The following is an 11,821-nucleotide window of genomic DNA, read 5'->3' on the forward strand; positions in this document are numbered from 1 at the left end:
GATCAGCGGCGGGCCGAGCCACCAATAAATCTGCGTTGTGTTTAGCTCCTCATTGGAAATTTGGGGTGCCGCCTGCGCCTCGCATCTGGTTCGAGGCAGACAGGCGAGCGGCTTGAATTAAGGCAACTCTCGCCTAACGTATTATTAGGCACGGTAAACCATAATTTCATTCTTCACGGGCGCACCATTATCATCGGTCCGCCCTCATGACCCGCATCAGGCGTCAAAAATCACAGTCAATGCCCTGATCATACGGCTTCAACCATGACCAGTGCGTACGCTTATCATCGGTTATTCAGAGTTAGCCTTGGGTCAGCTTATCCAGCACCTCATTGATCGCCGCCATAAGCTGTTCACGATCGGCAGTCGCATTGCGCGGAACGCTGATAACAATATTGCTGCCCCTCTGCGGCCGCGTACCTCGCGCAAGCAAAGCACCACTGGGCGACCTTACAGCGAATTCGACCGCCCTCGCCGTTACCCGCGCGGCATCCTTACGCCGCGTTGCCTGCTGCAAGCGCTTCACCACATCGGGCGCCGCGATCGATGGCTGCTTTACTTGACTGCGCTCACTCTGCTCTTCCGCGATCACCTGAGCCTCGGCGATAACAGCAGCCTGCGATAGCGGGTGACGCAACAGAGGCGCCAAGGTGGCGCCATGGCTAATCTTGATGGCATGCAGGCTGCCAAAAGCGGCAATCACAGGCGCCGGAAATCCTGCAAGATCAAGATAGCGGCTCAACCAGCTTTGGCTGACAGCCAAGCGTTCCGCCATGCGTGCCTGATTGCCGCCATAGTAGCGCGTCAGCGCGCCTGCGTAATCTCTTGCCCGTTCGACATCCGACAGATCCTGTCGACTGCGGTTTTCCAGATCGGCAATACGGAAGGCTTCTTCATCGCTTAGTTCTCGCGGCTCGACGAGGAACTTAAAACCGGGCGAGCCATTGAGGCGGAGCCAGCTTGCCGTCCAATGCCGCCTTGCCCCACAGATGATCTCGAACTGGTAGTCCGTATCCCCTAAAACGCGGCGAACGATGGCCGGAACTTCCTGGCGACCCTGGGCGCGAAAACTCTCTATCAGATCCGAACAGCTTTCTTCACTCAGCGCGCCATAGTCCCGATTATGGAACTCCCAAACCCGGCAAAGTGCCGGGTCCACCAGTTCATGCTCCCGTGTCATCGTTTGGCCGGAAGCCATTTCCGCCAGCCGATTGCTGCGGCTTTGCAAAACCCCGGTGCGGGGCGGCAGTTTGCCGGTCTGCGGTTGAGTTCCACTTGCCAGGCCTGCCGCGAAACCCTTGTTTCCTAAAGCCATAAAATCATTCCAAATCAATAAGTTGGACTAATCTTGCGAATCTGCAAGGCGATCAAATCTTACCTTCAGCCCGCAGCTTCTCTGCCTGGCTTGGCCAAGTTGTCCGGATTTGCATCTCAATCTCCGCGTTGACGCCATTCAAATAGGCGAGACCACGATTATAGGTTTCACGCGATGTCACGGGTGCCGCCAGTTCATAGATGGTCATCAGCCGCGCTGAGGCATTATCGATCTCGGCGCTATCACGCATCACCGTCCGCAACATTTTTTCGCCAAACAAATTGCGCATCAGTCCCAGCAGCTCTCGCTGCATGGACTTTCCTTCGTCGGCGCGGGTTGCCACAAAGCGTATCCACGAAAAATCGACCGGAAAATGCCGCTCCTCCAGAATTTGGAGCGTCTCATAAAGCATGGCGAGGAAGGTCGTGGTCGAGGCGAAATCGACGACGGTCGGCGGCATCGGCACCAGCAGCGCATTGGCCGCCCGCATGACAGAAAGCGAAATCGTGCCCAGTGCCGGCGGCGGGTCCAGCACGATGACGTCGAAATGGTCGGCTATGGAGACCAGACCCTCGGCCAGACGATTGAGCAATCTCGGCTCAGATCGGGAAATACGGGCTGCAAGCTCGTATTCGGCGGAATAAAGCTTCAGATTGGCGGGAATAAGATAGAGGTTGTCCCAATGCGTTTCCCGCACCGCATAAGCGAGACTGCTCATCTCCATATTGCGGAAAAATGGATAAAGCGTCTCGTCCTCATGAATATCAAGATCAGGAACATAGCCGAACAGGGCCGTGGATGACCCCTGGCTGTCGCAATCCACCAGACAGACCCGATAGCCCTGAATCGCGAGATATTGTGCCAGATGGGCAGAAACCGTGGACTTCCCTACCCCGCCCTTAAAATTCTGAACGGCGATGACCGAAACCGGATCCTCGGCGCTCCGCCAAGGCCTTGTCCCAAAGACCTCGCGCATCTGGTTGACCTCAGCCAAAGTATAGCCGACACGACGACCGGACGTGGTTCGCTCGACAGCCGGAATACGCCCGTCCTTCTCTGCCTCGCGAATCGCGGCCGTGGTCCGTCCGACTAGCTCCGCCACGCGCGTAATGGGAAATCGCGGTGACTGGCGGGCACCACTCTCATGCAATGCCTGGTCGCGCAGGCCGCCTAACACAGTCATGCATTTATTGTAGATTTCCCCGACGGAGCGGAGCGTCTGGGATTCCATGCGAGTATCGCTCATGGCGTGGTCTTGCTCACTGGGTTTTTCGTCACGTCGACCCGAACCTGGGAAATCCCGACCGCACGGCCAGCCCTGTCCAGATGCAGCTGAAATTCGGTCTTGATATGGTGGCTATGGAAGCGCGAACCCACCAGCAGGAACCATTCACTGTCCCTTTGTTCCAGCGTCGCACGCTTGAACCAAGTGTTGAACTGAGCATCGCCCAGATTCTCTTTCAGCGTCCGAAAGAATGCTTGAGGCAGATCCTGCGACAGCGGCGCATCGACCGTACCCTTATCATCGGCTTCTACCAGGCGCAGATCCGCGCCTGGCACCAGTTTTTGCTGCAAAGGCGCCGGTGATCCGTAAAGGCGGATGACGCTGGTATCGAACTCCGCCTTGGCCTCCGGGTAGACGGCAGAGACATGGCGTTCCCAGGCGTCGCGTATGGTCTGGCGGAATTTGCGGATGTTTTTTCCGTCATTGCCAAAATGGACGGCCAGTTGATCCCAGCTTAATGTCGCAGGCCGCTTTTGACCAATGCGTGGCAGCCGGTAGGCCAGCCAGGTGTAGAGATCCAAGGCGGTCGCCGAATCGCGCAACTGGCGGATCGCCACCTCGTTCAACGGCACGGCATGGTCTTTCAGGTGATGAAAGAACCCGTCAGTCATCAGGATTTCGCGCTGAAAACCAGATTTAGGACCGTCCTGGCCACGATATTCATTGGTCAGCTTGATTTCGCGAATACCGAATTCATGCTCGCCGCTTTTGTCGACATTGTCCCAGCGGATCATCCATTCGCAGGACAGCAGCCGGTCCATCTGGTCCCGAATGAGCGTGGCAGAGCCACGCGGCCCATAGCTGACCGTTTTAAAGCCCATCCGCCGCATCCAGTCGCTGAAATTCCGGCCCAGATGGACATGGCGGGAATTGGCTTTGACGGCTTCCGTCATGATATGAATGAGGATCAGCCTGGGCAGAGATCCAAAGGGTATGCCAAGGCTCTGGAACTGTTGTTGGCCGTTGACCAGGTCCAACCGCGGCTTAGGATTGATGACGAGCGTATATTGGCCGTCCTGGCGCATGATGGGGGCGTATTCGTCCTTTGGACGCCGCACCGGCAAGGACATGGCGCATAGGGCGGAGTGGAGAAAGCCGGGGCTGGGTGCCTCATCCTGGATCGCGAGAACGCGCTCGAACAGGTCAGGCTGGCCAAGAGAGAGCGCCAGTTGATTGGCTGCATCAGGCCCGCGCTGTACCAGTTCCAGGTGGACTTGCTGCCCAAGCGGATGACGGGGGGCGGACATGGTATCTCCGACGAATCGTGGTGCCCGAAGGCGTGGGAAACCTAAGGCAAAGTGGCTAGCTTTCGCAACAAAAACCCTTTTCTTCCGAAAATCGCAAATTTACCGATGATCTGGGTACGGTCTTTCTAAGGTGAATCTTAGGATAGAGTCTTAGGTATAGTACCTAAGTCATCGTTATTGCCGGGTAAAACGTACCGCGCTCATCGGTCTGGCCCGAGTCTCCGCACCATCATCATCGCTAGCGCGTACCAAGATCATCGGTCCGTACCAGGACCATCGGTTCTTGATGGCAAACGTCATTCTTGACCTAGGCACGATGCTATGGCGAATGTCGCCATGGAAGACGGTGCAAAGCTGCCGCCAGAAGAAGTCCGGGCATCCTTGGCACCGGTTCGCATCTTGCAGACCCGCAAAATCACGATAAGCATCTGAATTTAGGTCTGTTTTTGATATTTGTGGCGCCAAATTACCTAAAAGTCTTGGGTAGCGGGACGCTATAGGCCGCTATCGGGCTGAGAAACACAGAATTCCGAGCCGACGGCCAATCCCGCCCGGCCAGCGGAAGCTCTCAGCTTGTGCTGATCGAGCCGCAGGTAACGGGCAAGAAGGAAGACATAGGCGGCCAGAAATTGCGCGCCATGGCCGTCACTTTCCCCTTCGACGGTGGACGTGATGCTATGGGCCAATTCATGCAGCAGGCACCAGGACGGCACGCGGGGCGCCAGTTCGATTGTCAGTCTGTCAGCGCGGCCAATCAGGGTCTTGGCCTGGGCCGGCAGAGCCGCGATTTTTGGGGGATAGCGGAGGCCGATATCAGCCCAGATGGCATCGACCATGCCCTGGGCCTGATCGCGCATAATGACGGTTCCATCATGTGGCGCGACAGCCTGCTGCTCCCACGTATAGAGCCGCCCGCGTTGATGATCGCGACCGGTTTTCATTTGAGACAGGGGACGCCCTGATCCCCCACCGGGCGGCTGAGGTTGATACGATCACCGGCTAGTCCGCCAGCCATATAGGCCTGTCGGTCGATAGCGATGACGGAGGCGCTGCGGGATCGGAGCTTGATCTTCGTCTCGCGAAAGGCGTCCTGCACAACGGTCTGCTTGACCAGAACCAGCGCTGTGCCCCTGCTGGTGCCAGCGCGCAACGCGCTTTCTCGTGACTGATGCAGTTCCTCCAGCCGATCCTCCACACGCTTTGCCAGCCCGTGCTGAAAGCTGCGCGTTGCCAATCTGAGCTGGGTGGAGCGCAGTCGTGGATTGAGCTGTTTGAACGCGGCGGTTTCGCTTCTGATGGCTTGCTCGATGATTTTGTAAAGATAGACAGCCATCTGCACATCGGCCTCGAAACCGAAATAGACGTAGCACTTCGTGGAGGGCGCCTCTGATTCGTCTGATGCCGGCCCGTGATCGAGCCAGACGATGCAGTGGCAAAACCGCCCGATTGCGGGAACACAGCCGTCAATCGCGCCACGGCGCTTGCCGGCCATAGGCATTTTGGCCTGAATGCAGATCTGCTCCCGAACCTGAACCTCACTCATCGTAAGCATGTAGCGATCCAGCAGCTTTCCCACCATTTCAGCGGCGGCAAAGGCTTCAGCATCCGTGCAGCCATTCTGCACAGTCTTTTCCGTCAATGCCCGAATGCGGGCTTTGGCGCGGTCGATTTCAGAAATTTGGCTCATGGCCTTCAAGCTAAACAGCTGGCAGCCAAAGGCAAAGCCTTGCGGGCGTCGCTCAGAAAATGTCATGGGGGAGGGTGGCAATTCGCAGCGTTTGGGCGCTAAAACAGAGGGCAGCCAATTGCGGTATCGCGCTGCTTATCTCATCCAAGTCCAGTTTTTTAACGGTTAGGGTGCTCAACCCACGTATTACCGTGCCTAACTCCACGAGAGAGGGCTCTTGCCTTGATTAAGGCAGCTCTGTCAGGCTGAAGCGGCAAAAAGGGGAGGGGGGATTGGAGTCGCAGGACAGGCCTGATGTCCCGGCCGAAAGGCCGCTCACCACGGTGACGCGTAAAATTTATACCGATGATTGGGGTACGTTTTGCGCCTGGTGTGCAGCCGGGTCTGTTTCCCACCTGCCCGCCGCACCGGAGACAATTCTGGCCTATTTGACGGCACGACAGGCGACGCTTGGCCTTAGCGGCTTGAGGGTGGCTCTTGCCGCCATCCGGTCTCATCATCGGCAGGCCGGGTTGCCCCTGGCATCCGCCGATCCCGCCATCTCCCGCCTGCTGAGCGACATGGCCCAGGCGGGGCGTAGCCCTGTCAGGCCTGCTGCCGTGCTGACCGCTGCCGCGATTGAACGCCTCGTCAGCAGTTGCGATCCTGACCCTGGGGGGCGGGCTGCTTTCCTCAATCTGCGCGACCGCGCCTTGCTGCTGCTGTGCTTTGCCGGTGGTCTAAGGCGCTCCGAACTGGTGGCCCTGGACCGGGAGGATATCGATGTCACCCGCGAAGGATTGACGCTTCGCGTCGGCAGTTCCAGACCAGACAAGCCGGTGGCAAGTTTGCATGTTTCCCGTGGAACAGATGCCAAAACCTGTGCCGTTCAGGCGATGGAGACTTGGCTGCGCCGGGCGCGGATCGATTACGGGCCGGTCTTTCCACGTCTGACGGCGGCCGGGACGATCGAGGCTCGATTGACCGGTAATGGCGTCTGGAAAATCCTCCGCCGCCGCGCGGCTTTGGTCGGGCTGGAGGCGCCGGCGGGCGAGCGCCTTTCGCCGCACGGCATGCGTGCCGGGTTCATCGTGAAGGCCTATGCCACGGGTGCGTCGGATGGGGACGTGATGGCCCATGCCCGACAGAGAGATCGCGGGGCGACGCGCCGTTATAACGGGCGCGTCGCAAGCTTGGTCATCGACCCCGACCTCGTGCCGGATATCTGACCTTGCGCATGCCGTCGCGGCGGAGCCTGTCTGGGCCGGATGAAACATTTGATCCGATGGCATTGCCACAGGCTGACTGGCTGCGCCACGGTCTGACCGTGTCCGGGCCGAGCCACGATGTCCTGTCGTTTCAACGCGCGGCCCGGGGGGCTGGTGCCATCCCCTGGCAATTGCCGGATCTGTCCTTGACCGAGGAGGATCAGCTCCATGCGCTGCTGAACCCTCCCGACGGATCGCGCGGGCTAAGCTTGGCGGCGGCGCAAATCCTTGCAAGCCAATTGCGGAGTGCTGTGGAAAATCATGCGGATCGGGTGATTGAAGCCGCTCGGCAGGGCCGGGGCTGTCCGCTCGATTTGCACGCCTTGTTGCCGATCCCCGCGCTGATTCTGCAGCGTGGACCGGATCATCCCGGCAGTCGCGCCTGGCTGCGCCAGCATTGGGGCATCGTCCAATCTCTGCGGCAGGTGCGCCTGTTGACCGGCATGGAGGATCACCATCGGCGGCGCGCCGGCAAAATCACCTATGAGTTTTGGTCGGCGGACTGGACGCCCTGGGCCGCTATCCTGGGGTTCCGCGCCAAATGGCCCAGTCTCATTTTCGATTGCCGACCCGACTATAGCCATGGATGACAGGTGGAAGGGACCGGAGCGTCTGCCCGCCACGCCGATCGTCCATCTCGATGGGTTCGACGGGCCAATGGATCTGCTGCTCGACCTCGCCGAGCGGCAACGCATCGATTTCGGCCGCGTCTCAATTCTGGCCCTTGCTGACCAGTTCACTGCGGCGATGGATCATTTTGCGGATCAGGTCAGTCTGGAGCGACGGGCGGATTGGCTGGTTCTGGCGACGCGTCTTGTCCATCTGCGCTCGCGGCTGTTGTTTCCCGCGTCGGCCCAAGCGGCGGCCGAGGCCGAGGCCGAAGCGGCACGCGAAATCCAGCGCCTCGATGAGCGGATTGCCATGCGGGCGGCTGGCGCCTGGCTGGGCGGCAGGCCGCAATTGGGGGTAGAGACTTTCGTCAGACCTCTGAGCGAGCGTCCGCGTGAAACGGGCTATGTCGGTCTCATGGAAGCTTGTCTCGCCGTATTGCTTGGGCCGGACGAGAGGTTGAAGCCCATACCTGTCTACACAAGGCTTATCCCCGATCTTTGGCGCGTCAGTGATGCCTTGGCGCATATACCCAGCATACTTGCGCGCCATCCGGAGGGGGGGAGGCTGATCGCCTTTTTACCGCCTGTGGCGGCGGACGATCCTAACCGCATCGAGAAGATGCGGACGGCCATGGCTTCCACGCTCCTGGCCGGTCTGGAACTGGCAAAAAACGGGTCGCTTCGTATCGAGCAATCTCAGCCGCTAGAAGAATGCTGGTTGCGCGCGTCGTGACAGCCTGACCACCAAAGCAGTGGCATGCTTTGTTCTTGCCCTATATATTGCCCTGATTCAGGGTAAATTACGGGGCGCCCGCATGAACGATATGACCAGTTTCATTCAAGATACGGCGACCGCTGACGGATTGATTGCGGCCGATCGCCTGAGTTCCATGCTGCATATCACGCGGGCGGAATTGGCCACCACGCTTGGGCTGTCGCGCGACGCCATTGCCAAAACCGCGCGGGTTGCGGCGCCGTCCACCCAGTCGCGTCTGCGCGACATTGTCGAAATCCTCAATCGCGTCAGGCCCTGGGCGGGGTCGCCGCAACAGGCCTTTGCCTGGTACCGGTCGCAGCCCTTGCCTTCCTTCGGGGACCAGACGGCGGAGGCCCTTGTCAAGGAAGGGCGGGCTGAGGCGGTGAAACGCTATTTGGATAGGGTCGCGGTCGGCGGTTACGCGTGAGGTTTCACGGCTTCGTCTATCGCGCGCATCATCCGCGTTGGGCTTTTTCTCCATTGTCGGGTGAGGGCGCTGCCCGCTACGGCGGACGCTTCAATCCGCCCGGCATGCCGGCACTTTATACGGCACGTCGGATGCAGACCGCCTGGCTGGAAGCGCAGCAGGCTTTTCCCTTCAAGGCGCAGCCCATGACGCTTTGCGCCTATGAGGTCGATTGCGTGGACGTCGCCGATTTAACGAATCCGATTACGCTCGGCGAGCTTGGGATTGCCCAGGCCGCGCTTGCCTGTCCCTGGGAAGACCTTGCATCCCGCCGGCAGCCGGTGGCCAGCTGGGATCTTGCGCGCCGTCTGCAGGCTGAGGGTTTTGCCGCGATCCTGGTGCCGAGCTTCGCCGCAGGTGCGACGTCCGAGGACGCCAATCTCGTCTTTTGGCAATGGGCGGCAGATCTGCCGCATCGTGTCACGGTGATCGACGATGATAACCGGTTGCCCCGCGATGATCGTTCGTGGCGGCTTTAGGACCAGATCCAGGAATCTTCCGGTGTTCTTGTTCAGGGCTCCAAGAGAATTCAGCCAAATCCTGCTGCCGCATGCAATATTGTCCGCTGATAAAATGAACAAAATTGCATAAAATTGCCTAAAATAAACGCGATCTGGTCATTGCTTCGGCTTTGCTGATCCATTGTGCCGGTTTTTTATTCTCGCGCTCTCATCGCATAATGCCTACAGCAGGTGGCGTAATTGCTTCAGTTTTCCCCTGCAAACTGTGGGTTGCTTATGGCTCATTCGGCTATTCCGACCGCATTCGACTTCATCATCGTTGGTGCGGGGTCTGCGGGCTGTGTGATCGCCAATCGGCTGAGTGCCGATCCTGCCGTCAGCGTCTGCCTGATTGAAGGCGGTGCGAAGGATAACACGCCGCGCATTCATGTGCCGGCTGGCACGGTGACGCTCTATACGAGCAAAACCTACGCCTATCATTTTGAGTCGGTGCCGCAGAGGCATCTGAACAATCGGAAAATCCCGGTGCCGCGGGGCCGCATGCTGGGCGGTTCCAGCTCCATGAACAGCATGATTTACATCCGGGGGGATCGCTCGGATTACGATGACTGGCGCGACATGGGCTGCCCCGGCTGGGGCTATGATGATGTGCTGCCCTATTTCAAGAAATCGGAAGCCGACCAGCTTGGGCTTGACCCTGCCTATCATGGCAAGTCGGGCGAACTGGACGTCACCAGGCCACGCGACCCGAATAGCGTCTCACGCCTCTTCGTCGATGCGGCGGCCGAGGCGGGGCAGACGCGCAGCGGTGATTTCAACGGCGCCGAATTGGAAGGTGTCGGTGTCTATAACGTTACGCAGCGCAACGGCCAGCGGCTGAGCAGCTATCGCGCTTTCGTGGCCCCTGTCCGCAATCGGACCAATCTGCATGTGCTGACCGACGCCGAGGTCATGACTCTCACCATGGACGGCACCCGGGTTACGGGCGTGGCGCTTAAGACAATCAGCGGGAACAAAACCCTGACGGCGCGGCGTGAGGTTATTCTGAGTGCCGGTGCGCTCGGTTCGCCGCAGCTTCTGATGGCTTCCGGGATCGGCGATGCGGACGAGCTGACACGGGCCGGTGTCACTATCCGCCACCATCTGCCGTCCGTCGGCAAACACCTGCAAGACCATCTGGACGCGCTGGTTTCATTCCGCTCCGACAGCGGCAAGGGCCTTGCGATCTCTGCGAGCACGATTGCGCCCGTGCTGGCCTCGCCCTTCAAATATCTGCTGCAACGCAAAGGGTGGTGGACGACGAATTATGTGGAATCGGGCGGTTTCGCGCGCACGAAATACGCCAATGCCGTTCCCGATATCCAGTTTCACTTCATCCCCTTCCTGCGCCTGCCGGGTGGCAAGCTTTTCGAGTGGGGGCATGGCTTCGGCATCCATACCTGCCTGCTGCAACCGAAAAGTCGCGGCGCCGTGGCGCTCGCGGCCGATGGCAGCGGCCGGAACCTTGCGATCGATTTCAACTTTCTGGATCGTGAGGAGGATGCTCGCGTTCTGGTTGAAGGGCTGAGAACGGCGCGTGCCATTCTCAACGCGCCGGCTTTCGATATCCTGCGCGGCAAGGAAGCCGCTCCGGGCGTGGATAAGCAAAGCGACGAGGCCTTGCTCGACTATATCCGGCAATTCGCCTCCACCGTCTTTCATCCCTCCGGCACCTGCCGCATGGGCAGCGACGAGGATGCCGTCGTGACACCGGACCTGAAAGTGCGTGGGCTGCAAGGGCTGCGCGTTGCTGACGCATCCATCATGCCAAAGCTTGTCAGCGGCAATACCAATGCGCCTTCCATCATGATCGGAGAAAAAGCGGCGGCGATGATTCTGGCCGCCTGAACCCCGCCTTCGCTTTATAGGCACTTCGGTTGATCGAAGCATATGGCGATGTTAGAGCGGGCAGGGATGGCCTCAATTTTGTTGCGATATAACAATTATAAGAAACGCTGCGGCCTCATGTCGTCTGCGGTTTAGGGTATTCCCTTGCTGTGGCGCTGCCCAAGGCGAAGTTCGCGTCAAACGGCCTGGGGCTCACCTATCCTTGGTTGAAAATGGAATTTCCCCGCCGGGAACTATGGCAGCGGTGAGCGCGGCCAGTCTCACATGGTCTTGAGCTGATGTAATGGCTGCTCGCTAAGTGTAACCTCTCTGGCTCGCCGACCGTATAGAGTGGTGAAGCATCTGGGAGCATAACCATGGCTAGGCGACGTGACCTTTTGGGATTGCTGGGTTTAGGCGTTGTCGGGGGGGGGCTATTCAGCCTGCGTTCGCACTCAGCCCAAGCGGATGCCACGGTTTATCCGGTGAGCCACACGGACGCGGAATGGCGCGCCATGCTTAGTCCGGCGGCCTATACCGTGTTGCGGCAGCAGGGCACAGAAGTGCCGTTTTCCAGCAAGTTGGATTACGAAACGCGCAAGGGCATCTATGCCTGCGCCGGCTGCGCCCTGCCGGTTTATGCTTCCGCGACCAAATATGACAGTCATACCGGCTGGCCGAGTTTCTGGCAGCCTTTGCCCAAAGGCATTGCCGAGACTGTCGACAACAGCTTCGGCATGCAGCGGACAGAGGTTCATTGCAGCCGCTGCGGTGGCCATTTGGGCCATGTCTTCCCCGATGGACCGCAACCCACGGGCCTGCGTTATTGCATGAACGGTGTCGCTCTCACCTTCACGGCTTCAGCCTAAGGGACCTTTG

General features: G+C 59.3%; 12 protein-coding genes. 7 read left to right on the forward strand and 5 right to left on the reverse strand.

The genetic code is table 11. From position 1 onward, the window contains the following. Nucleotides 1-301 precede the first annotated feature (301 nt). The 5 genes from ASILVAE211_RS17865 to ASILVAE211_RS17885 all read right to left on the reverse strand — a co-directional run bounded on the left by ASILVAE211_RS17865 (nt 302) and on the right by ASILVAE211_RS17885 (nt 5,600). Nucleotides 302-1,198, reverse strand: a complete 897-nt coding sequence (locus tag ASILVAE211_RS17865) for a ParB/RepB/Spo0J family partition protein (protein WP_227322715.1) — start codon at nt 1,196-1,198, stop codon at nt 302-304. Between the two features lie 169 nt (nt 1,199-1,367). Further along, nucleotides 1,368-2,561, reverse strand: a complete 1,194-nt coding sequence (locus ASILVAE211_RS17870) for an AAA family ATPase (protein WP_227322716.1) — start codon at nt 2,559-2,561, stop codon at nt 1,368-1,370. Then, the gene (locus ASILVAE211_RS17875) at nt 2,558-3,847 is read right to left on the reverse strand and encodes a replication protein RepA (protein WP_227322717.1); all 1,290 of its coding nucleotides are present in this window, start codon (nt 3,845-3,847) and stop codon (nt 2,558-2,560) included. The genes ASILVAE211_RS17870 and ASILVAE211_RS17875 overlap by 4 nt, the downstream gene beginning before the upstream one ends. A gap of 494 nt (nt 3,848-4,341) precedes the next feature. Then, on the reverse strand, nt 4,342-4,704 hold the full coding sequence (locus tag ASILVAE211_RS17880; RefSeq protein WP_227322718.1) for a hypothetical protein: 363 nt from the start codon (nt 4,702-4,704) through the stop codon (nt 4,342-4,344). A gap of 80 nt (nt 4,705-4,784) precedes the next feature. After that, nucleotides 4,785-5,600, reverse strand: coding sequence for a DUF2786 domain-containing protein (locus ASILVAE211_RS17885; protein ID WP_227322719.1), 816 nt, complete (start codon nt 5,598-5,600; stop codon nt 4,785-4,787). A 257-nt stretch (nt 5,601-5,857) separates the two neighbouring features. Here ASILVAE211_RS17885 and ASILVAE211_RS17890 point away from each other — a divergent pair, with 257 nt between their 5' ends. From ASILVAE211_RS17890 to msrB, 7 genes are all read left to right on the forward strand, one after another. Continuing rightward, nucleotides 5,858-6,742, forward strand: a complete 885-nt coding sequence (locus tag ASILVAE211_RS17890; RefSeq protein WP_227322720.1) for a tyrosine-type recombinase/integrase — start codon at nt 5,858-5,860, stop codon at nt 6,740-6,742. 56 nt (nt 6,743-6,798) lie between these two features. Next, a complete protein-coding gene (locus ASILVAE211_RS17895; RefSeq protein WP_227322721.1) occupies nt 6,799-7,371 on the forward strand; it encodes a hypothetical protein in 573 nt (190 codons plus the stop codon). Further along, entirely contained in the window at nt 7,364-8,125 is a 762-nt protein-coding gene (locus ASILVAE211_RS17900; RefSeq protein ID WP_227322722.1) for a segregation and condensation protein A, read from the forward strand. Before ASILVAE211_RS17895 ends, ASILVAE211_RS17900 begins: the two co-directional genes overlap by 8 nt. A gap of 82 nt (nt 8,126-8,207) precedes the next feature. Continuing rightward, the gene (locus tag ASILVAE211_RS17905) at nt 8,208-8,576 is read left to right on the forward strand and encodes an antitoxin Xre/MbcA/ParS toxin-binding domain-containing protein (protein ID WP_227322723.1); all 369 of its coding nucleotides are present in this window, start codon (nt 8,208-8,210) and stop codon (nt 8,574-8,576) included. Beyond that, complete coding sequence (locus ASILVAE211_RS17910; protein ID WP_227322724.1) at nt 8,573-9,094, forward strand: RES family NAD+ phosphorylase; 522 nt, start codon at nt 8,573-8,575, stop codon at nt 9,092-9,094. Before ASILVAE211_RS17905 ends, ASILVAE211_RS17910 begins: the two co-directional genes overlap by 4 nt. Before the next feature lie 258 nt (nt 9,095-9,352). Further along, a complete protein-coding gene (locus ASILVAE211_RS17915; RefSeq protein ID WP_227322725.1) occupies nt 9,353-10,963 on the forward strand; it encodes a GMC family oxidoreductase in 1,611 nt (536 codons plus the stop codon). Between the two features lie 464 nt (nt 10,964-11,427). Then, nucleotides 11,428-11,811, forward strand: coding sequence for a peptide-methionine (R)-S-oxide reductase MsrB (msrB, locus tag ASILVAE211_RS17920; protein ID WP_227322726.1), 384 nt, complete (start codon nt 11,428-11,430; stop codon nt 11,809-11,811). Nucleotides 11,812-11,821 lie beyond the last annotated feature (10 nt).

Source organism: Acidisoma silvae (assembly GCF_020618775.1).
Taxonomy (GTDB): Bacteria; Pseudomonadota; Alphaproteobacteria; order Acetobacterales; family Acetobacteraceae; genus Acidisoma; species Acidisoma silvae.

What these genes read in the sequence shown, in the direction of transcription:
- ASILVAE211_RS17865 (WP_227322715.1), bottom strand. Translation starts at nt 1,198, where the DNA reads ATGGCTTCCGGCCAAACGATGACACGGGAGCATGAACTGGTGGACCCG.
- ASILVAE211_RS17870 (WP_227322716.1), bottom strand. Translation starts at nt 2,561, where the DNA reads ATGAGCGATACTCGCATGGAATCCCAGACGCTCCGCTCCGTCGGGGAA.
- ASILVAE211_RS17875 (WP_227322717.1), bottom strand. Translation starts at nt 3,847, where the DNA reads ATGTCCGCCCCCCGTCATCCGCTTGGGCAGCAAGTCCACCTGGAACTG.
- ASILVAE211_RS17880 (WP_227322718.1), bottom strand. Translation starts at nt 4,704, where the DNA reads ATGCGCGATCAGGCCCAGGGCATGGTCGATGCCATCTGGGCTGATATC.
- ASILVAE211_RS17885 (WP_227322719.1), bottom strand. Translation starts at nt 5,600, where the DNA reads ATGACATTTTCTGAGCGACGCCCGCAAGGCTTTGCCTTTGGCTGCCAG.
- ASILVAE211_RS17895 (WP_227322721.1), top strand. Translation starts at nt 6,799, where the DNA reads ATGGCATTGCCACAGGCTGACTGGCTGCGCCACGGTCTGACCGTGTCC.
- ASILVAE211_RS17900 (WP_227322722.1), top strand. Translation starts at nt 7,364, where the DNA reads ATGGATGACAGGTGGAAGGGACCGGAGCGTCTGCCCGCCACGCCGATC.
- ASILVAE211_RS17905 (WP_227322723.1), top strand. Translation starts at nt 8,208, where the DNA reads ATGAACGATATGACCAGTTTCATTCAAGATACGGCGACCGCTGACGGA.
- ASILVAE211_RS17915 (WP_227322725.1), top strand. Translation starts at nt 9,353, where the DNA reads ATGGCTCATTCGGCTATTCCGACCGCATTCGACTTCATCATCGTTGGT.